The organism is Marisediminitalea sp. (assembly GCF_984433645.1).
This window is the reverse complement of record NZ_CFIDRX010000012.1, coordinates 24,732-46,539: the sequence shown is the minus strand read 5'-3', so window position 1 is coordinate 46,539 and position 21,808 is coordinate 24,732. Positions and strand designations below refer to the sequence as shown.

The window sequence follows — 21,808 nt, the reverse complement described above, 5'->3', positions numbered from 1 at the left end:
TGAGTGCCCACACAGATTGTCTTGTTATAAATTGTTAAAGAACAGTGCAAACTCATTTGCTTGCTGCTTCAGAGTTCTTTTAGAACCTGCCGAAGCGGGATGCGTATAATACGCTGTTAGTTTAGAGTGTCAAGCTTTTTTCATAACTCTTTTTGAGTTTTTCCAAATCGCTTTAGGTTCCGGCTTTTGCCTTGGAGCCCCTCAGAACTGGCGCGCATTCTACATCCCTGAGAGTTTGCGTCAACACTTATTTGTAATTTTAAGGCGTTTTTATTGAAATTCTTTTTAAACGCTTATTTTCACAACAATTCTCGATTATTTAAGCATCAAAGCAAGGAATTTGTGAATCAATATTGTTCATTTTGTTATAAATGAGTAAAATTTCCGATGCAAACCTATTCTCTATAACAATATTATTAAGGTAGCATTATGAAAGTCAGCTTAATGCAATGTGTTTTGATCAGTCTCGTTCTGGCACTTGTTGGTTTCCTTTTCACTCATCAGTTTCCTTTAGATGCGTACACACCGGCAGTGGTAGCGGGTTCTTTATTAGTTAGCGGTATCGTTACACCATGGATAGCTTCGCTGTTAGCTACGAGTAAACCAGTATCATCTTCCTCTGACACAGTAATGGATGACAATGTCTCAACGCTTTACGTGGGTAACCTACCGTATAAAGCAAACGAAGATGCAGTAAAGGCCTATTTTGAAAATCATATTCGGGTTCAATCTGTCCGTTTAATGAAGGATAAGAAAACCGGAAAACGAAAAGGCTATGGATTTATTGAGGTGGTCGATGGCGATGTAGACGCTATCATCGGTCAGTTTAATGATTCTGTTTTCCAGGACAGAACATTGAAGGTCAGGCCGGCGAAAGACAAAGTTCCCGGTTAATCCTTTCCAAACTTTTCTTCCATAAATACTAAGCCCCCAATTGGGGGCTTATTTTTTAGTTAGTTTGGGTGTTGTCAGTTGGCTTACTATTAAACTGATGGAAGCGATTTATCGCTGACACCACATCCGGAACATGGACATCTGTCATTTGATTGATCACCCCGTTGATCATTTTTGAGTAATCGGTACCTACTTCGAGTGTCTTGTCTAACAGGTCCTGCATAGACTTCAATTGTTCTACGTAAGCTTTTAATGGCTCTAACTGTTTACGCAGAGCTTCTTTGTTATCTACTTCACTCTCGTTTTGTTGGTAGGCCGAAATTTTCTCACTGACTTGCTTGCGGTCCAACTGTAAAGAAAATCCTGCCAACTCTTTTTCGTCAAACCCTAGCTCAAGGGCTTTATTGAAAGCAGATTCCAAATCGCCATCGAAGAACGAACGACTTACATCGGTAATTTGTTTTAACAAATCACTGATCGCTGTCAACTCACCTTCGTCTAAGTCGCCTTTAACCGCAAAGCTCACCCCGCTGTATTCGGTATACTGCAAAGACTGGTTATAACTGAACGACGCTGAATCTGAAGTTGACGACGTGCCGCTTCCTGTATTTATTGGCGCATTATAAGTGTAGGAAGCATTGTAGCTAACTTGTCTGGCCTGACCGAAATACAAAGAGACTTCATCGCCGTCTTTGGTTCTTATAACCAGGCCCGCCTGCTCAGCATTCATGTTCTGCGCGAATAGCTGTTGGGCCATAATACCTGAAGCCGCTTCACTTTTGCCCAGGACTTCATCTTCCAGTTCATTTATGCCATTTCCGATAGCCTCACGGCTTTTTTCTATGCCTTGCGAAATCTCGCTGTTCATGAGCCCGGCAAGATCTTTTTGCGCCATCGCGATACCTTTAGCGACACCGCTGCGAGCTTGTCCAATCAGGTCGGTTAACGTTTCGTCATCGGCACCACTTTTCGCGGCTCCACGCACTACACCGCCAACGAATTTCAGTACGTTGTTGGCTACGGTTTCAAAATCAAATAGTGATTTAGATGCCTCTGGCGCCGCATTAGTATACTGACTATTGTCAAAACGACGCTCGTTCACCACCACATTCTGTTCCATGGCGGTCACCACCACTTTATTCGACACGGCAGTTTGTGAAACGCTTAGCTGAACAGACTGTGTGGATTGCTGAAACTCACGCGCCTGGCGCAAGCCTTCTTGCTGAAGCTGTTTGTTTAAGCTTGTTCTGGGACTCTCAACTTTCCCAGGATCACTCTTTCCAGCTGGAATTGAATCAACTGTCATAATAAAAACCCTCTCTCACCTCATAGATCTTATCGGCGAGTTTGTGAGTTTATTTAGCGTCCTTTCACTATTTTCGCTTATTTTTTAAACTACCGTAAAATAGCAGAAGCGTGAAAGTGGAAGTTTTGACAAAACTCACTACAATGCCGCCTTTAATTGTAGGGGGAATTTAAGACTATGCAGGCAAATATGCAGAAAGACTATCAGGCACAGCTCGACAATAAAGCAAATACGTTGTCCGCTATGCTAGCTCCTTACTACCGCGACGATCTTGATGTATTCGCTTCGCCACCCCAGCATTATCGTATGCGTGCAGAATTCCGCGTATGGCATGAAGGCGATGACCTCTACCACATCATGTTTGATCAGACGACTAAGCAAAAGTACCGGGTAGATGCATTCCCACCAGCATCAGAAACAATCAACGCACTAATGACGCGCGTACTGGAACTCATTACTCCGTCTGAAGTGTTGCGTAAAAAGTTGTTTCAGATTGATTACCTGAGCGGCCTATCAGGCCAGTGTGTGATCAGTTTACTTTACCATCGCCAGCTCGATGACACTTGGGAGCAAGCCGCCAACGACATGCGCGAGACACTGAATCAGACATTTAATGTCAGTGTGATAGGCCGTGCCCGAAAGCAAAAAAGAATAATCGGTAATGACTTTATTATTGAGTCACTGCCAGTAAACGGTAAAACCTATCAATTCAAACATATCGAAAACAGCTTTACGCAACCCAACGCTGAAGTTAACTGTAAGATGCTGGAATGGGCCATTTCACAGTCGAAGCCGTTATCTGGCGATCTACTGGAGCTTTACTGTGGTGCGGGTAACTTCTCCATTCCATTGGCAAGTGAATTTGACTCTGTTGTAGGCACAGAAATCGCCAAGCCGTCGGTTGAAGCGGCGCAATACAATATTGCGGTTAACAATATCGATAACGTGCAAATTGCACGCTTGTCCAGCGAAGAATTCGTTCAAGCGATGGAAGGCAAACGCGAGTTTGAGCGTCTGAAAGGCATAGACTTAACCAGCAAGAATTTTACTACCGTATTGGTCGACCCACCCCGGGCCGGATTAGACCCTGATACGTTGGCCATGATCAGCCAGTTCGAGCACATTATCTATATCTCATGTAACCCAAACACGCTGGTCGATAATTTGTCGGCATTATCGAAAACCCATGAAGTTACGCGGGCCGCTTTATTTGATCAGTTCCCGTTTACCGATCACATGGAATCCGGCGTCTTTTTGCGACGCAAGAAGTGATTCACACGGCCCGGTTAGTCGGGCCACTTTTGCCAAAAAGCCAAACTGCCTAACTGAATAAAGCGCAATTGCTTCTTCACTCTTTCACTGATAGCGGCTTTCAATATCGCGTCAGCTTCCAATGCATCTGCACCGGCGCTGAAGACTAATCGCACCATGGCCTCAGCCTGGAGCACGGCAATATCGTGTGGGATTTTGAGTTGCTCGATAATGTAATCACTCAACTCATCGGTGAAATGCTGGATCTCTCTCGAAACCGCCAGACGATAGGCCGCTGACGTACCTGTGTGTTCGCGCAGGAGCAATCGAAACACATTGCTGCTGGCTGTAATGAACTCCATAAACGTATCAACCGACGTATCAATAACGCCGCCACCCGACGCAATACGTCGGCGAGCCTGACGCATTAACTGACGCAATGCTAACCCGGCCTCATCAACTAACGTCAGACCCAATTCGTCCATATCCTTAAAATGGCGATAAAACGACGTAGGGGCAATACCCGCTTCCCGAGCGACTTCGCGCAAACTTATAGCCGATAATGTGCGGTTTTCGTTAAGCAGTTGAAATGCCGCATCAATTATACTTTGGCGCGTTTTTAATTTCTGTTCCTGGCGACTCAACAGCAGTCCTCTCTTTATTCTTAGGGTTAATATTACCCCTATTTTCCTTGCGAAACACGCGATTTGAGGCTAAATTAGCGTACAGTTGTAAGCTGAGTTGTATCATATGAAAAAGCCACGTTTAATCATCACCAATATTCTGGTGTTTGTTATCACCGGACTCATCGCATTTGTTGGTGTGCCTTATTGGGCAATGACACAGGGATTTGACACCACCGAAATCGTAACCACCCTAGTGTTGTTTTACGCAACGGGCATGTCTATAACAGCGGGATACCACCGTTTGTGGTCACACAAGACCTATGATGCTCACCCTGTCGTAAAAGTTGTGCTGGCAATTGGTGGCGCAATGGCGCTGCAAAACAGTATTCTCCACTGGTCATCTGATCACCGGGTTCATCACCGTCACGTCGACGAAGACGACAAAGATCCCTATTCTGCAGGTAAAGGGTTATGGTTTTCACACATTGGCTGGATGCTGCGTGAATACCAGTCACACCGCTACGACGACTACAGCAACTGTAAAGATTTGCAGAAAGACAAAGTGGTTATGTGGCAACACAACCACTACCTGCCAATTGTGCTGATTGCTAACTTTGGCCTGACTGGCTTTTTGGGTTGGTTAAATGGCGACATTTTCAGCATGATTTTACTCGCTGGCGTGTTTCGCCTAGTCGCGGTTCACCACGTTACATTCTTTATTAACTCTCTGGCTCACTTTTGGGGCAGCCAGCCGTACACCGACACGAACAGTGCGCGTGACAATGGCATTCTGGCCTTCTTCACGTTCGGTGAGGGGTATCACAACTTTCACCATATTTTTGAATATGACTATCGCAACGGTATTCGCTGGTATCAGTTTGACCCAACAAAATGGCTAATCAAAGGTCTGTCATTTGTAGGTCTGACAAAGAACCTGCGCACCTGCCCGGAAGAACGTATTGAAAAAGCTCGCGCGGCGATGCAATTAAAACGTGCAAGTCAGAAAGTCTCCAAGCTACCAAACGCGGAAGAGGTCATGCAAACCTTGCAGAAAGAGTACGACGTTCTACTCCAAAAAATGACCGATTACTACACCACGAAAAAGCGCATAATGAACCTGCGTAAGAAACATCTGATGCGAAGTATGGAACGTCTTGAGCTCGACTTTAAATACAAAGAACTTAAGCAGTCTTTGGTTTTACAGAAGGAGAAATGGCTGAAAGTGTCTCAACTCGAAGTTCAGTTCGCTTAAGCACGCCACGTTCTAGAAAGCGGCAATCCCCTATAGGGCATTGCCGTTTTTTATTGCCTGAAACTTGAATTCCTGCCAATACCGATAATACTTTAGTCTAAGAAGGCGCCGGATTCTTGTCGTAAAAGAGAGTTTGGCATTTACCTCACTCACACAGGGAAATGTGCAAACGAACAGCGTACCGCGCCCACCAGTTCATCCATCAACTGGATCAGTGTTTTGCTAACTTTTTGGCAGGTATGCTTACATGAATGAACTATTTGAATTCTCAGCGTCGCCAGGTACATCAGTCGAGGGGACAACAGAAACCTGGAAAGTGCTCAGTGTCGAGGACGACCAGTCTTACCAGGACGTTATTGCACTGGCTTTAGCCAACTTCACGTTCATGGGCAAGAAAATAGAGCTCATAAAAGCCAACTCCGCAGCACAAGCCGCAACCGTTCTCTCCAGGCATCGTGATATCAGCCTTATTCTACTCGACATTATCATGGAAACCGATGATGCAGGCTTTTACCTGATTGACACTGTCAGGAATATCCTGGGTGACTCACTGGTAAGGATCGTGTTACTTACAGGCCAGCCTGGCATTAATCCCCGACAGAAGGCGGTACAAGACTACGATATTGCCGAATACTGGAACAAAGCCGATCTAGATGCCGAGAAGCTAACCAGCATCGTAATGAGTAACCTGCGTACCTGGCAAATGTCACATGAACTCTATGCGGCGCGTCGCGGCCTTCAAATGATCGTAGATGCATCGAGAGCGCTTACAGCGAAACAAGATGTCGATGCGTTCGCCCAAACGGTGCTGGAAGAAATTGCACAAGTTATCAGCGTTCCGAATTCTGGCGGTATTATTTGCGCTCTAACAAGTGATGGAGAACAACCCTATACGGACATCCCTATCGTTGCCGCCAGTCAACATTTTCGTCCCTTGATTAATACTGAATTAGCCCACGTTTTTTCACTGTACCCCACTATCGTACGAGACACTATTAAAGAAGCGATTGCGACATGTATCGACACAAAACAACACGTCTTCGATAAGAATTTCTCAGTCTTGTTTTTTGATACCAGTCAGTTTGATGACCGAAAATACCTGATGCTGATTGACTCGCCCAATAGCCTGGATGACAGCCATGTTTCTCTTTTACAGGTGTTTGCTGAAAATATTAGCAGTGGCTTCGTCAATCAGGCACTAATGGACAGGTTAAGTCAGCTTGCTTACCTGGATATGGACTTTAACTTACAAAATCGCAACTGGCTGATACGTGAACTGAATCAACTCAACGTTGCACAGCGCAACGCTTGTTCGCTCTTATTGTTCAGATTACAAAATCTGGACGCCACGGAAATGATGGTCGGCCATCATTACGCTAATGACATCAGAAAAGCGCTGGTAGTTTCGCTAAAAGCTCAATTTCCCACTGGTACGCTAATAGCCAGTTGGGATGAAGATACGGTGGCTGTGGTTTTTTCCAGAACAAAGCTGCCTAAGATCTACGAAATAGAGCAGTTTAGAGCACTTCCGTTGCACGTAGACACGGTAGAAATTCAACAACAGGTCCAGGTAGGGATTCTTCACTTTTCCGACATTCCGTCTTTGTCTATTAATCAGGTTGCTATTGTCGCTAACCTGGCACTAAACAAAGCAAAATTCCGAAACTTACACGTGCTTGAATTCGATACGCACATGCTCGATACCTTAGCTCAGAGAATGAATATCTTATCGGAACTAAAAACAGCCATTTCAGAACAGCAGGGGTTTTATCTCGCATTACAACCAAAAGTAGATATGCAAAACGGTCAACCGGTAGGGTTTGAGGCGTTATTAAGATGGCAAAAGCCCGATGGCACCCTCTGCCCGCCCTGTGACTTTATCCCCATAGCTGAAGCGTCGGGTATGAGTCTGGAACTGTCTGAATTGGTGTTACATATGACAGTTCAAATAATCAGACAGTTTCAAAACGCCGGCTACTCTCTGCCTGTCTCATTTAATCTGGCGTACAATGACGTCTCTCATCCGGCCATTTACCAGGCAATAGAAAGCTTTATAAAGACAGGGCAAGTCAAACCATCGATGCTCGAAATCGAAATTACTGAAAGCCAGGCAACCCAGGACTACCAATTACTTAATCCCGTGCTGAGCAAATTGATCAAGCTCGGTGTTAACGTTAGCATTGACGACTTTGGTACGGGCTATTCATCGCTGTCACAGCTTACCAATTTGGTAGCGACTACCATTAAAGTCGACCGTCAGTTTGTGCATGACCTTACCAGTCCTAATCGCGAAAATGCGCTGCATGTCATTCAGATGATAGCGCGCGTTGCACACAGGTTTAACTTTGATGTCATTGCAGAAGGCATCGAAAGTAAAGAACAGGAAAGGTTACTGCTGGAAAATGATTTTAAATTTGCCCAAGGATTTTTATACGCGAAGCCAATGCCGTTAGCTGACGCGCTGGACTGGTTAACCGATCACTATCGCGGACCAAAATGAAGCTGCAACAGGGAGTTTTACGCTATGTGTGGAGTTTTGTATGGATTGTATTTGTACTTTGCGTTGCCGCGATCGTGGGATATTTTGCCTATTCTGACAAATTAGCCTCGCTGCAACATCCTATCCGAGTTACACAACGCTCCCAAATTGATACTGCATCGGTATTAATTAATCGAAAAATAAGTGAAATCGAAACAGTCATGCGACTGTTTAAACATGAACTTGAGCTATTGCAGCCAGAAGAAAATACCATAAGGCGCGCATTCAGAACGCTGTTTTACGTTTATCCCGAATTGCTTCAGGTCAGATGGCTGGATGAAAATGGAAACGAAAAAATCCGTTTGGAAAAAGCGCCTGACAACACACTGTATTCGGTAGAAGAATCAGCACTTCAAAACAAAGCGGCGAGATACTATTTCAGCGCTGGTATACAGTTAGCCCCCAATGAGATTTTTATTACGCCAATTGATCTGAATATCGAAAACGGGGAAGTACAACGCCCTTTTCAACCAACAATCAGAGCGGTAACCAAAGCCGAACAAGCTGAACTAGGCACGGGTCTGCTGGTTATAAACTTTGATTTAAGGCCTCTGCTTAGCAGCTTGAAGTCTCTCAATACGCCGGAGAGTGCCCTACTTGTCGGTGCTGGCACGTCAAAATGGATTTTGCACCCGATGGAGAGCAAAGAATGGAGCGTCGACCTGATAAAAGCACCAGCCAACATCGTGGTCGAAATCCCCTCTTTGTGGCACCAACTTTCCACCCAAGACAGTATAACGACGCAAACACTAAACAACACAGTGATAACCGCCCAGCGCATAAACTCATCGTTCCTTGAAACCGGAGGTTTACCCGACATCTACCTACTCACCAAAAGCCGTGATGATGTATTGCCAGCCCTGCAAACCAATGCGTTTCAAACAGCCATATTGTATGCCCTAGGGTTATGTATGTTTGGGTTACTTGTGCTGTTTTTATATGTTAAGCATATTCAGCGTCTACAACGTCTTAGCAAAGCAATAAAAGTGGAGAGGGATTCACTGAAAACCGCGCTTGACCAGCAAACCGTCCTAATTGAAGAACTGGCAGAATCACAAAAACTGTCTTCGCTAAGTATTATGGTAGCCGGCCTCGCCCATGAGTTGAATACACCGGTTGGTGCTACCAACATGGCGCTTTCAAATTTAAAAAACTTACTGGATGCACTGCGCAGGCAGGCCAATGAAGGTCTCACTAAAGAACAGTTTCATCATTTTATAAGTCAAACTGACAAAACGCTTTCGTTAGCCAACGACAACAATCATCGGGCAATTAGTCTGGTTAAAGGCTTCAAACGTCTTTCTTTTGAACGCGCCAAAGATGACTTTACCCGCTTCAAGGTACGCCAAACTATTATGGATCTCGAACGCAGTATGGCCGGCCTGTTCAAACAACATCACGTAACAGTGAAAAACGCCATTGGTGATGACCTGGAAATTGAAGGATACCCGGGTGCATTTTCACAAATCATCCAAATATTGCTCAGCAATACCCTGGCCCACGCATTTAATGACAGAAACGCGAATCAGGTCATTATTGAAGGCTCCTCATTTCCCGACAAGGTTGAGATTACCGTGACAGACAATGGATGTGGTATACCCGAATCGATTCAGGAACAGATCTTTGACCCATTTATTACCAGTAAGCGACACAAACAACATACCGGCTTGGGACTACATATGGCGAAGGCCTGGATGTATCAAGCCTTTAATGGCGATATAAAAATTAAACGTACCTCGCACAGAGGAACCCAATTCGCACTAACGTTTCCCGTATCCACCATTCCATCGGATCACTGAATCGATTCAGTCCTGTATTCACACACGACGACATCAGACCAATGGCTACAAATAAATCCCTAAACATATCAGTTATTTTTGGCTAATATGGGACATAACCATCCGAAATATTCCACAACTTCAGGCAAGTGCAGCGCAAAATCATGACAACGAAGAAGACCGCAAAACCCAAATTTCAGTTTGACGCTATTGTAATTGGTACTGGCCCTGGGGGCGAAGGGACGGCAATGCAGCTTGCTAAAGCTGGAAAACGCGTTGCCGTTATCGAGAAATACGATGCGGTTGGCGGCGGTTGTACCCATTGGGGAACAATACCGTCAAAAGCACTCCGACATTCAGTTAGCCGTCTTATTGAGTACAACTCAACACCGCTGTTTGCCGATAACCACGTTTCGCGGAACCTGACCTTCTCTGACATTATGCAACACGCCAGTGGCGTGATCAGAAAGCAAACTCGTCTACGCTCGTCGTTTTACGACAGAAACCGCGTAACACTGATCCACGGTGAAGCCAGTTTTATTGATCAGCATACTGTTGAGATCTTACGCGCTGATAATTCAAAAGAAATTATTACCGGCGAGAAAATCGCTATTGCAACAGGCTCACGCCCTTATTGCCCCAAAGATATCGACTTTTCTCACCCACGCATCTACAACTCAGACACCATATTAAATCTGGATCATGAACCGCAAACCATCATTATTTATGGTGCAGGGGTTATCGGTACAGAATACGCATCAATTTTTCGCGGTCTTGGCGTGAAGGTTGACCTGGTTAACATGCGTGATCGGCTGCTGTCATTTCTTGACGCAGAAATTTCTGATGCGCTTAGCTACCATCTGTGGAACAACGGCGTTGTAATTCGCCATACCGAATCGTATAGCTCGGTAGAAGGGCGCGATGACAGCGTGATCCTGAACCTGGAATCAGGCAAACGGATGCGGGCAGACTGTTTGTTGTTCGCAAACGGCAGAACCGGTAATACAGATATGCTTAACCTCAAGAATGTTGGCTTAAAAGCGGATTCGCGAGGCCAGTTGAAAGTGAACAGCAACTACCAGACCGAGGTTGAAAACATTTATGCAGTGGGTGATGTTATAGGGTATCCAAGCCTTGCTTCTGCTGCCTATAACCAAGGGCGATTTGCTGCTGAAGCGATGTTAAGCGGCAATGCGAATGCCCATCTGGTAGATGACATCCCTACTGGTATCTACACGATTCCGGAAATTAGTTCAGTGGGTAAAACCGAACAAGAACTGACACAAATGAAAGTGCCTTATGAAGTTGGCCGAGCTCAGTTTAAACACCTTGCAAGAGCACAAATTGCTTCTACACAGGTTGGTAGCTTAAAAATTCTGTTTCATCGGGAAACCAAAGAAGTACTCGGTATTCACTGCTTTGGTGAGCGTGCCTCTGAGATTGTTCACATTGGGCAGGCAATTATGCAACAAGATGGCGGCGGTAATACCATAGAGTACTTCGTCAATACCACATTTAACTACCCGACTATGGCCGAAGCATATCGGGTTGCGGCGTTGAATGGACTCAATCGGGTATTTTCAGACTAAGTCCGCTACCTCTTTTCACCAGAAACAAAAAACCGGAGCCAAGCTCCGGTTTTTTGTTTACTATGCTTTAAGCGATTAGCGATTAGGCTGTGCCAGGTTATTTTTTACTAGCAATGCATCTCGGTGAGCAACGATATCAATTGTCATTTTTTTAGCGTCAAACGTCATTGTGGCAATGGCGTATTCAGCCGAGTTTGCGTTGGCGGCCTCAACGATAGATTGTTGAGCGGCTTTAAATTGCACGTTGTTACTGATCGTATCAACCATGCAGCTGCTGTTAATTTCAAACGTTTTGGCATCCATGCATGCAAAAGCTTTATCGTTACCCGCGTTTGCCTGCGCCGTGAAAGCACTTGCCGCCAGCACAGAAGCTACTAAAAATTTACGCATGGGACTTCTCCAATAATTAACGATATGTTAATACTACTGCATTGCTGACGATTTTTCAATCGAAGAACATAGTTTTGTTACAGCTTTATGACAAGCAACACGAATAATAAAATATACTCAGGTACATTCCAGCATACGCTGGAAAATATACGTCACTGCAGCTTGTGCCAATCATCACTCCCTCTTCCAGCCAGACCGGTTGTGCAACTTCACCCTCACGCCAGGATCTTAATTATTGGTCAGGCCCCGGGTCTGTTAGCCCACAACAGTCATACTCCGTGGAATGATCCCAGCGGGGACAGACTACGGGGCTGGCTGAATGTAAGTCGCAGCCAATTTTATGACCCCACCTTGTTTGCCATTATGCCAATGGGCTTTTGCTATCCTGGAAAGAAAAACGGAGGGGATGCACCGCCCAGTCCGGCATGTGCTCCAGCGTGGCATAACCAATTATGGCAATTGATTGAGCCAGACCTTACTATTCTGGTCGGCAGTTATGCACAGAAATACTATTTGCCAACTTATTCGACGCTCACTGAAGCGGTCAATGCCCACGTAGGTGACGAGAGTATGTTTGTATTGCCTCACCCATCAGGCAGAAACAACCGGTGGTTAAAGCAGAATGAAGCGGCGCTTAACAATCAGCTCAGCACCATCAGAAATAAATTACACGCTTATTTGAAATAGCGGACACTAACCGTTATTCGCGTCATGCTCCGCCAAAAACGCAATCAGTTCGTTAAACGGCATGGGTTTGCCAAACAAGTAACCTTGCGCCTCGTCACAGCCCAACTTAATCATGTGATTGGCTTGTTCACGCTTTTCTATTCCTTCAGCAATGGTAACGAGTCCGAGCTTATTACCCAGCGTCACAATGGTCTCGGCGATCAGGGCGGATTCACCCACACCAATATCCTTAACGAAAGAACGGTCCACTTTTAAACGATGCAAAGGAAGCTTTTGTAAATAACTCATAGACGAAAAGCCTGTACCAAAGTCATCGATAGCAATGGTGACACCAAACTCTTTTAAGTCAGTGAGTGCATCAATAACAATTTGTGGCTCATCCATTACCACGCTTTCGGTAATTTCCAGCTCCAACAGGCTGGGTGGCAAATTGTACTCAGTCAGTAAACGCTTCACTTTATTGACGAATTCCGGGTCGCGGAATTGCGGAATAGACACGTTCACCGCGACACGCAAATGTGGGTAGCCCAGCTTTTTAAGTTCTTGCAAACGGCGGCAGGACTCTTCCAGTACCCAATGACCAATATCAACAATCAGCCCGGAATACTCAGCTAATGGCACAAACTCCGCCGGTGAAATATAGCCACCGTTGCCATCAGGCCAACGCAACAACCCTTCCATGCCGATCACTTTTTCACTTGCCAACTCAATTTGCGGCTGACTCCACAGTTCTAGTTTGCGATTAGCAAAGTCAGATCGCAGACGTCGAATAAGGTGTAGACGCCAGGTAGTCTGCTCTTCAATCTCAGGCGCAAAATACTCGTAATTGGTGTTGGGTACCTTTTTAGCCCGATTCAGCGCAATGTTAGTACGCTTCAGCAAATCAACGCCCAACACTTTATTCTTGTCATCCAACTCACACAGACCAATCGTTACATTAAGCGGCATGGTATGGTCGTCTGCGGTAAACGGGTGTTGAAAGGCGGCATTGATTTTATCGGGAGTAACCACATTTGCCGGGCCTAGCAGGCCAAATACGTCCGCGGCGATACGCCCCTTCTGTACATCGGCACCGAAGCTCTCATTTAATCGATTCGCTACGGCTTTGAGTAGTTCATTACCGGTTTCCTGGCCAAGCCCGTCGTTGATATCAGAAAACTGATTAACATCAACCAAGGCTGCACACAGCTGAGTGTTTTGGTTTACCTTAGAATGTGTGTCCAGAATTTTGATAAATTCATTGCGGTTGGGCAATCGGGTAAGCCAATCGCGAAACGCCGCATTGCGAAGTTCGTGAAACAGATATACGTTTTCATAGCCTACAGAAATGCTGGTTAAGAAAACTTCCAGCAATTGTCGATCTAAGTCACTAATATCATGTGACAGATTCAAATACACCGCGGCTTCGAAACCTGAACTGTTGAGATACAAAATCGACACACCTTCACCGAAGATATGCTCTTTTTGACGCAAGCAACGCGATACACTGTCAACAATTAATTCATTGTGCAATTCTTCGATGCGTTCGTTGATGTACGGTGCATAGTCACCTGCTGCGCCCAGTACATAAACGCCATCATCGTCTCTGTCTAACACGGACCCGGCTCTGGCACACACAATGCCCTCAGCTTCCAGGCCAATCAGCGAACTGATTTGAGTAACAATCCCTTCGCAAAAGCCCTTGATAGAATGTTCTTCCAGCAGGTTGGCGGATGAGTGAATAATTTTCTGCAAGCCTAACCGGCTTTGATTAATGGTAAGAATTTGTTGATAAGACCGAATTGAAGAGATGACTGTCGTGAGCAATTTTGCCCGCGTCAGTTCAGTTTTCATCTTGTAGTCATTAATGTCGTAGGTTTTGATGATTTGCTCTTCGGGAGCAAAACCTGGCTGTCCGGTACGTAAAATAATACGCGGCTCATGCAGCTTGAGGGTCTCACGCAGATACTCAACGACGGTTAACCCCGCGTCGTCGGTTTCCATAACAACATCGAGCAATAATATTGCGACGTCGCGCCCGTGTTCATCCAGGACTTCCTTTGCCTGCTTACCTGAGTTTGCATGCAAAAAATTGAGAGTACGATCATGTACAACCAAGCCAGACAACGCGAGCTTTGTGACAGTGTGAATTTCTTCATCATCATCAACAATCAGAATATTCCACTGCCGCTTATTTTTATCATCGAGCTCCTGATGACTATCTTCATCTAGGAAAACCAGCTCGTCGTTATCGTATTCCGCTGACATCAGTACTTTGGTATCTCATACATATTAACCCCATCCTACCGCTTAAAAGCCAATTTGCAAAGCAATCTCGCTATACACTAAAGTAATACACAAGTACGTATCTTCGCCACTTTTAGTGTTCAAATAGATGAAAATACCTTCAAATGCGCCACCTCATCTCGCCGGAGGTATAACGACGCAAAAGCCAGGCGTTAAGCCCGACTCAACATCTGGTCGCAAAAAGGCCGGTTCTCAGCAAAGCAGCGTATCCGGTACCGCAATGCAGCAGCGTATTAGCTATTGGTTTGCGCAAATAGGCGTTACTCCCCATGTTGTCGATTTCAGGGGCTTCGAACCTCAGGAATTGGCTAATTTCAGACGATTAAAAGAGCAAAACCGGTTAAACAACTTAAAGAGTATTATGACAATTGCTATGGGCGTGTCTTACTCAGAAAGTTCAACAGAACAAATTGACCCGGACTGGTTTCACGCTTTTACTGCTATGGCGGAAAATATCTATGCAGCTGAAATGCAGGAGTTATGGGGAAAGATCCTTGCCGTTGAAGTGCAACGACCAGGTAGCTTTTCGCTTAGGACGCTGGAAACACTGACTAAACTGACTCAGCGAGATGCCGAACTTTTCAGCCGGGCCTGTCAATTAGCCTGCCGACGGAATCAGGATCCTACACCTGTCATCATAACCGGGTATCACGTTAAAGCCGGACTGCTGAGCTTGCTGTCTCCTGCGTCGAATGGCGCAGTGCAATTGTCTCAACATGGCCTTACCTACACCGACATACTGGCCTTGAGCAACATGAAGTTGTTATATGCAACAGAGGTCGAAACCGGGCTATTACCAAAAGGGATGTCGCAGTTGCTGAAGTATTCGAAAACGCAGCTACAACTGTCGCCTAAACATGCCAGTCTGTGGTTAACGTATTATCGCTTTACGTCGGTAGGTGCGGAACTTGCGAAATTAATACCGCGCAATGAATCAGCGAACTTGCTGGCTGACATGCAGCAACTGTTTCACCGCTACTTCACGGTGACTAGTTAAGACAGGTTAAGGCCTGTTGACAGGAAGAGGAAAAGGCAGTGACGGCTAAATGCCGTCACCGAATTCATGAAGGCCGCACTCACGTTTCAACCCAAAGAAACGGGTATCCTGTTCGCTCATGCCTTCCTGAAGGGATTGCGTTGTGTGCCAGTCGCCAATCGATACATACCCCTGCTCCCAAAGCGGATGGTAAGACAAGCCATTGTCTTTGAGGTAGTAATGTAAGTCTTTGTTAGACCAATCGATTATCGGATACAGTTTGAACTGCTTTCCGACTTTTTGTAACACAGGCAAACGCTGACGCGTGTCAGCCTGACTACGGCGTAGACCAGCAAACCAAGTACCTACGTTGAGCTCCTTCAACGCGCGCTGCATGGGCTCAACCTTATTCATTTTGTTGTACTGCTCAATGCCCTCAATGCCTTTTTCCCACAAGCGGCCGAAACGCGCTTCTTGCCAGGCAGGAGAGATGTCTGAGCTGTACACTTTTAAGTTCAGGTTGAGTTTTTCAACCAGTTCATCAACAAACTGATAAGTTTCCGGAAACAAATAGCCGGTATCGGTTAGCACAACCGGAATATCAGGTCTGGCCTGGGTCAACAAATGCAGCATCACCGCTGATTGTGCGCCAAAGCTCGACGACACAATGTGCTCACCAGGCAGGTTGGCCATGGCCCAACGTACCCGACTGGCCGCGTCCATTTGCTCCAGTTCCTGATTGATTTCAGCCAGCTCAGACTCGGAAATATCGAGGCTGAGCGGCTGACTAATCTGGCTTAGTTCGTGATTAGTCATAAAAATCCTGAGCGGAATTTACCACGGGTTTAATGATGTCTGCGCGTACCACGTAATCACCAAACGCTTCGCCAGTCTGACGATTTGCCGCCCACTGGCCTAACAGGTCATCCAGAATGTCCAGAATTTCCTGCTCGGTGATGTTCTCCTTATACATGCGAGGAATACGCGTACCTTCACGGTTACCACCAAGGTGCAGGTTATAGCGACCAGGCCCTTTACCAACAAGGCCGACTTCCGCCAACATCGCACGACCACAGCCATTCGGACAGCCGGTAACACGGAAGATAACACTGTCATCGCTCAGACCGTGCTTGGCCATTAACGTATCCAGTTGATCTACCGCGCCTGGCAGGAATCGCTCAGCTTCGGCCATCGCCAACGGACAAGTCGGCAAGGCAACACACGCCATTGAATCCATACGCTGAGGGGTAACATCAGGCTGAATCAGTCCATGTTCTCGAGCAATTGCTTCAATAGCGTCTTTCTGATCCGCCGGTACTCCCGCTATGATCAGGTTCTGATTAGCGGTCATTCGCATATCGCCCTGGTGAATCTTCGCGATTTCGAGACAACCGGTTTTCAGGGTCTTACCCGGATAATCCAGGATTCGGCCATTTTCGATAAACAGGGTCAGGTGGAACTTACCGTCGATACCTTCAACCCAACCAATACGGTCACCACGGCTGGTAAATTCGTAAGCGCGGCTTGGCGCAAACTCAACACCGGCACGCTGTTCAACTTCTTTACGGAAGTTATCTACACCAACGCGTTCAAGGGTGTACTTGGTTTTCGCATTTTTACGATTTACACGGTTACCCCAGTCACGCTGCGTAGTTACTACTGCTTCAGCAACAGCCAGCGTGTGCTCCAGAGGAATAAAGCCAAAGTCATCAGCTTTGCGCGGGTAGGTTGATTTATCGCCATGGGTCATGGCCAAACCACCACCTACCAGTACGTTAAAACCTACCAGTTCACCATTTTCAGCAATGGCTACAAAGTTCAGATCGTTTGCGTGTACGTCCACATCGTTTTGCGGCGGGATCACAACCGTCGTCTTAAACTTACGAGGCAAGTAGTTGTCACCCAGAATAGGCTCTTGATCAGTGGTTTCCAAACGCTCGCCATCTAACCAGATTTCGGCATAAGCGCGGGTTTTAGGAAGTAAGTGCTCACTGATCTTACGCGCCCAGTCATAGGCTTGCTGATGTACCTGAGATTCAACAGGGTTAGACGTACACAACACATTTCGGTTTACGTCACCCGCGGTAGCAATCGAATCAATACCGGCTTTGTTCAGTGTCTGGTGCATCAACTTAATGTTTGGCTTCAATACACCGTGAAACTGGAATGTCTGGCGCGTGGTTAAACGAATACTGCCATACATGGTGTGTTCTTCGGCGAACTTGTCGATAACCAGCCATTGCTCAGGTGTAATGATGCCACCTGGTAAACGAGCACGCAGCATGACATTGTGCAGCGGTTCCAGTTTTTGTTTGTTACGTTCTGCGCGAATGTCACGGTCGTCCTGTTGGTACATACCGTGGAAGCGGATCAGCTGAAAGTTATCGGCGGTAAAACCACCGGTTAACGGGTCTTTCAGATCGGCTTCAATGGTTCCGCGCAAATGACGGCTTTGGGCTTTCAAACGCTCGTTGTCAGCCAGCTTGCCTTCTACAATATAAGGAGACTTAGAATCACTCATTAATAGACATCCTTCTGATATCGTTTTGCTTTACGCAGAGCCAGCAAGTACGCTTTGGCTTCCGAATCGTCTTTGTTACCGTGGGTTTTAATAATGTCCAGCAAGGCGTTTTCTACGTCTTTTGCCATGCGGTTTGCATCACCACACACATACACGTGTGCCCCTTCTTCCAGCCATGCAAAAACATCTTTGCCTTCTTCCAGCAAACGATCCTGCACGTAAATTTTCTCAGCCTGGTCGCGAGAGAAAGCCAGGCTAATGCGGCTTAACAAGCCACTTTTCACATAGGCCTGCCATTCCAGCTGATACAGGAAATCCTGGGTAAAGTTAGGATTACCAAAGAACAACCAATTCTTGCCTTCTGCACCCTGGGCATCCCGTTCCTGCATAAATGAACGGAACGGCGCAATACCGGTACCCGGTCCAATCATAATAACTGGCGTATCCAGGTTCGCTGGCAAGCGGAAGTTATCGTTAGGCTCTACGAATACGTCTACTTCACCGCCTTCCTCAAGACGTTCGCACAGGTAACCAGACGCACCACCCTGATGACGCTTACCAAACGCGTCGTAATCAACGTGTGCAATGGTCAGGTGAACTTCGTCTTCTACTTCAGACTGGCTCGAAGCAATAGAATACAAACGCGGTGTAATTGGACGACATGCGTTTACAAAAGTTTGTGCCGCAACCGCTGCAGGATAATCGCGAACAATATCAGCGATTTGTCGGTCTGCCAGGTATTCACGCAACGCCGCTTTGTCTTCCAGTAATTTAGCCAGCGCTTCAGAGCCTGTGGCTTCCTGATACGCCTTCACAAATCCCGGGTAGCTTAGCGTTAATTCCAATTTACTGATTAACGCCTCGGCCAGTGTCAGCGACTGTCCGTCGACTTCCACACTTTCGTCAGCATTGGCTTCAATTAAACCGATCAGCTCTTCTACTAACGCAGTGTCGTTTTTGAACCATACACCCAGTGCATCACCCGCCTGGTACTGAATACCAGAGTCTTCGAGGCTGATTTCGATGTGGCGAATATCTTTCACCGAGTCACGACCAGTAATTTTCTGTGACGTCAGCAAAGTCGCAGTATAAGGTGCTTTTTTGGTGTAAGTTTGTGCCGCAGCGACCGCTTGTACCGCACTACCTTGTTGCATAGCTACTGCCGCACCGGCTTTTGCCGTGAAGTCACTTTTCAGCGACTCAATAAACTTCTCGCACCAGGCTTGCGCTTCGCTTTCATAATCAACGTCGCAGTCCACACGAGGTACGACTGCTGTGCCGCCAAGCTTTGCTAAACGCTCATCGAAATCTTTACCTGTCTGGCAGAAGAACTCGTAGCTGGAATCACCCAACGACAATACCGAGTATTTCAGATTGGCATTCTTAGGCGCTTTTTTGCTTCCGAGGAATTCGTGCAGTTCAATAGCGTCATCTGGCGGCTCACCCTCTCCGTGAGTACTGGCAACAATCGCTACGTGGGTTTCTGCTTTGATTTGACGTGGCTTGTAATCAGCCATGCTTAGCAATTTGCTGGTGTAACCTGCCGCTTCTGCTTTGGCTTGCAAAGATTGTGCAATGCCTTTGGCATTACCCGTTTGCGAACCATACAGAATAGTCAGAACCGGTGCATCACCTGCAGTTTCTGCGCTGGCAACGGTACCTGCCGATTGCGGCAACGCTTGACCAGATGCAGCCAAACCGGCCAGATAGCCACTTACCCAGCTAAGCTGCTGTGCGTTTAACCCGGCAATAGCCTGCGTAATGGCATTCCATTGCGGCTCACTGATAATCGGCCCGGGTGCGCCGTTTGTTTGATTAGAATTTGCTGACATAACTCATTAGCCTTATTTGCATGCTACAAGGCTAATGAGTTTTACTGATAACTGGAAAGAATAAAATTAGCTTTTTTATTACTGAATGGACTAGAAGTGAATTTCCAGTCCGGCAAACACACCGTCATAGCCTAAATCGGCGTATACATCGTCAAGATCTTCGATATCAACAGTGATATCGCGATAGCCAACTTGTAGTGTCATATCGATTGCCAGGTTCTCTACAAATGAATAAGTTAATGCAACCTGGAAGTCGCTCACCTTGTGGTCGTCAAACGACAAGTAGCTACCTTCGGCATACGCAGACAAACCGGTAAATGGCAGACCAACCTGCACACGGCTGTAGGCCATTGGAATAATACCCTTGAATGCCGTTTCACCACTTTCGCCACTGTCGGCATCTTCTACATACAAAGTGCCATCAATGTATTTACCGTTTACACCAATATCGAAGCTCACTAAATCATTGTCGAAAATCTCGTAGTACAAGATAAAGTCAGTGGTATCAATGTTCGTTTCGGTCAGCAACGTCGTATTTTCTTCATACGTATTACCGTCAAAGTCGAACGACGCCTGTAGATCGGTGTTCCCTTTGCTGTCCAGACTGGTGTAGTTGACTTTTACGTTCGGTACCAGCGGCACGAAATGTTCAAAAGCGACATAAAAAGACGTATTAGTCTCATCGTCAAAATTAAATGTAGCACTCCCTGTCGAGCTTTCAGAAAAACCGCCCGTAGTGGAAGTATTCCAACCCTGAGCCCCGGCATAAATACCCAGCAACATATCTGCTTTGGCAACAGGCGCTAAAAACAGGCTTCCCATTACGGCCGCTAATACACGTTTTTTCATCGTTTATCCTTGATTGAGTAATTCAGACAACTCAATTATGGCTGCATTTGCACGAGAAATATAGTTCGCCATAACTAACGAGTGATTAGCTAACATACCAAAGCCGCTGCCATTGAGGATCATGGGGCTCCAAATTGTCTGCTGCGTTGCCTCTAACTCTCTGATTATCTGACGTAAACTAACTAACGCATTCTTCTTGTCAAGCACGTCGGCAAAATCCACTTCTACCGCTTTTAACAGGTGTAAAAGTGCCCATGTTGCACCACGCGCTTCATAAAATACGTCATCCAACTGCCACCAGCTGGTTTTATTTTGTAATGCACTGGGACGCGGTGTAGAGTTTGATGCCGCTGAGTCGCCGGCCAAATCAGTATTCACCCGTTCACTGCCAACACTGGCACTCAGGCGTTGCGACATACTGCCCAAACGCTTTTCAACCTGCTTTAACCATTCTCGTAAATTATCGGCACGGGTATAAAACTGGCTGTCGCCCTGGGCAGGGTCTGCCAATTCATTTCGATAGTCGGCTAAAAACTCAATGGCTTCTTGATATTGCGATTCTGCAGAAGGAAACAGCCAACTGCGGCTGTCGATATTGAACTTAGGCTGGGCTTTGATTAACTGTGGGTTTTCCAGTGATTGTGACTGAGAACGACTGAAATCCTTGCGCATCGACAGCGCCATGTCACGTACCATTTCCAGCGCGCCGAATTCCCAGCTTGGCATATTGTCCAGTAATACTGACGGTGGTGTAACGTCATTAGACAAATAGCCACCCGGTTTATCCATCAGGGTTTCTGCAACGGTAATTAAGGTAGCGGTAACAGTGTAGCCGGGCACATCTTCAGGCACACCACTGGTGGTTGTTGAGCTCAGTTGCGCTTTTGCATTTGCCCTGACATCGAACGTTGAAGGTTCGAAACTCCAATACACACCAATTAACCAGAAAACAACAATGAGGATGCCTGCGGTTAAACCTACGGACTTTGCATTGAGATACTGTTTCATAAAAATCCTTATTTGCTGCCGAAA

General features: G+C 46.3%; 17 protein-coding genes. 8 read left to right on the top strand and 9 right to left on the bottom strand.

The annotated features are described in order from the left end of the window. Positions 1-429 precede the first annotated feature (429 nt). On the top strand, positions 430-894 hold the full coding sequence (locus AC4MRN_RS03205) for an RNA recognition motif domain-containing protein (protein WP_073325244.1): 465 nt from the start codon (positions 430-432) through the stop codon (positions 892-894). Between the two features lie 55 nt (positions 895-949). Here the strand turns inward: AC4MRN_RS03205 and AC4MRN_RS03200 are convergent, their stop codons facing one another. Then, positions 950-2,200 carry a DUF5610 domain-containing protein gene (locus AC4MRN_RS03200; RefSeq protein WP_491202501.1) on the bottom strand — a complete coding sequence of 417 codons (1,251 nt, stop codon included), beginning with the start codon at positions 2,198-2,200 and terminating at the stop codon, positions 950-952. A 177-nt stretch (positions 2,201-2,377) separates the two neighbouring features. On the opposite strand from AC4MRN_RS03200, the gene trmA reads away from it, so the two are divergent. Beyond that, positions 2,378-3,472 carry a tRNA (uridine(54)-C5)-methyltransferase TrmA gene (gene trmA / locus AC4MRN_RS03195; RefSeq protein ID WP_491202500.1) on the top strand — a complete coding sequence of 365 codons (1,095 nt, stop codon included), beginning with the start codon at positions 2,378-2,380 and terminating at the stop codon, positions 3,470-3,472. Between the two features lie 14 nt (positions 3,473-3,486). On the opposite strand, the gene fabR is transcribed toward trmA, so the two are convergent. Then, positions 3,487-4,095, bottom strand: a complete 609-nt coding sequence (fabR, locus tag AC4MRN_RS03190; RefSeq protein WP_073325241.1) for an HTH-type transcriptional repressor FabR — start codon at positions 4,093-4,095, stop codon at positions 3,487-3,489. A 106-nt stretch (positions 4,096-4,201) separates the two neighbouring features. Between fabR and AC4MRN_RS03185 the strand changes: the two genes are divergently transcribed. From AC4MRN_RS03185 to sthA, 4 genes are all read left to right on the top strand, one after another. Next, complete coding sequence (locus AC4MRN_RS03185) at positions 4,202-5,329, top strand: acyl-CoA desaturase (RefSeq protein WP_490711689.1); 1,128 nt, start codon at positions 4,202-4,204, stop codon at positions 5,327-5,329. Between the two features lie 247 nt (positions 5,330-5,576). After that, positions 5,577-7,829 (top strand): EAL domain-containing protein, encoded by a 2,253-nt coding sequence (locus AC4MRN_RS03180; protein ID WP_073325239.1) that lies wholly within the window; start codon positions 5,577-5,579, stop codon positions 7,827-7,829. After that, on the top strand, positions 7,826-9,667 hold the full coding sequence (locus AC4MRN_RS03175) for a sensor histidine kinase (protein WP_491202499.1): 1,842 nt from the start codon (positions 7,826-7,828) through the stop codon (positions 9,665-9,667). The genes AC4MRN_RS03180 and AC4MRN_RS03175 overlap by 4 nt, the downstream gene beginning before the upstream one ends. Before the next feature lie 143 nt (positions 9,668-9,810). Then, on the top strand, positions 9,811-11,235 hold the full coding sequence (gene sthA, locus AC4MRN_RS03170; RefSeq protein ID WP_073325257.1) for a Si-specific NAD(P)(+) transhydrogenase: 1,425 nt from the start codon (positions 9,811-9,813) through the stop codon (positions 11,233-11,235). Between the two features lie 75 nt (positions 11,236-11,310). Here the strand turns inward: sthA and AC4MRN_RS03165 are convergent, their stop codons facing one another. After that, on the bottom strand, positions 11,311-11,625 hold the full coding sequence (locus AC4MRN_RS03165; protein ID WP_255051901.1) for a pyridine nucleotide transhydrogenase: 315 nt from the start codon (positions 11,623-11,625) through the stop codon (positions 11,311-11,313). 201 nt (positions 11,626-11,826) lie between these two features. Between AC4MRN_RS03165 and AC4MRN_RS03160 the strand changes: the two genes are divergently transcribed. After that, positions 11,827-12,312 carry a uracil-DNA glycosylase family protein gene (locus AC4MRN_RS03160; protein WP_491202498.1) on the top strand — a complete coding sequence of 162 codons (486 nt, stop codon included), beginning with the start codon at positions 11,827-11,829 and terminating at the stop codon, positions 12,310-12,312. Between the two features lie 6 nt (positions 12,313-12,318). On the opposite strand, the gene AC4MRN_RS03155 is transcribed toward AC4MRN_RS03160, so the two are convergent. Further along, a complete protein-coding gene (locus tag AC4MRN_RS03155) occupies positions 12,319-14,559 on the bottom strand; it encodes a two-component system response regulator (protein WP_491202497.1) in 2,241 nt (746 codons plus the stop codon). A gap of 127 nt (positions 14,560-14,686) precedes the next feature. Between AC4MRN_RS03155 and AC4MRN_RS03150 the strand changes: the two genes are divergently transcribed. Further along, positions 14,687-15,595, top strand: a complete 909-nt coding sequence (locus AC4MRN_RS03150; RefSeq protein WP_491202496.1) for a TIGR03899 family protein — start codon at positions 14,687-14,689, stop codon at positions 15,593-15,595. Between the two features lie 45 nt (positions 15,596-15,640). Here the strand turns inward: AC4MRN_RS03150 and AC4MRN_RS03145 are convergent, their stop codons facing one another. The 5 genes from AC4MRN_RS03145 to AC4MRN_RS03125 all read right to left on the bottom strand — a co-directional run bounded on the left by AC4MRN_RS03145 (position 15,641) and on the right by AC4MRN_RS03125 (position 21,784). Further along, positions 15,641-16,390 (bottom strand): phosphoadenylyl-sulfate reductase, encoded by a 750-nt coding sequence (locus AC4MRN_RS03145; protein WP_491202495.1) that lies wholly within the window; start codon positions 16,388-16,390, stop codon positions 15,641-15,643. Continuing rightward, the gene (cysI, locus tag AC4MRN_RS03140) at positions 16,383-18,095 is read right to left on the bottom strand and encodes an assimilatory sulfite reductase (NADPH) hemoprotein subunit (protein ID WP_491202494.1); all 1,713 of its coding nucleotides are present in this window, start codon (positions 18,093-18,095) and stop codon (positions 16,383-16,385) included. Before cysI ends, AC4MRN_RS03145 begins: the two co-directional genes overlap by 8 nt. Next, positions 18,095-19,927, bottom strand: a complete 1,833-nt coding sequence (locus tag AC4MRN_RS03135; RefSeq protein ID WP_491202493.1) for an assimilatory sulfite reductase (NADPH) flavoprotein subunit — start codon at positions 19,925-19,927, stop codon at positions 18,095-18,097. The genes cysI and AC4MRN_RS03135 overlap by 1 nt, the downstream gene beginning before the upstream one ends. A gap of 90 nt (positions 19,928-20,017) precedes the next feature. Further along, positions 20,018-20,776: a TIGR04219 family outer membrane beta-barrel protein gene (locus tag AC4MRN_RS03130; protein ID WP_073325231.1), complete on the bottom strand. Its 759-nt coding sequence runs from the start codon at positions 20,774-20,776 to the stop codon at positions 20,018-20,020. 3 nt (positions 20,777-20,779) lie between these two features. After that, positions 20,780-21,784: a DUF2333 family protein gene (locus AC4MRN_RS03125; protein WP_491202492.1), complete on the bottom strand. Its 1,005-nt coding sequence runs from the start codon at positions 21,782-21,784 to the stop codon at positions 20,780-20,782. Between the last annotated feature and the right edge of the window lie 24 nt (positions 21,785-21,808).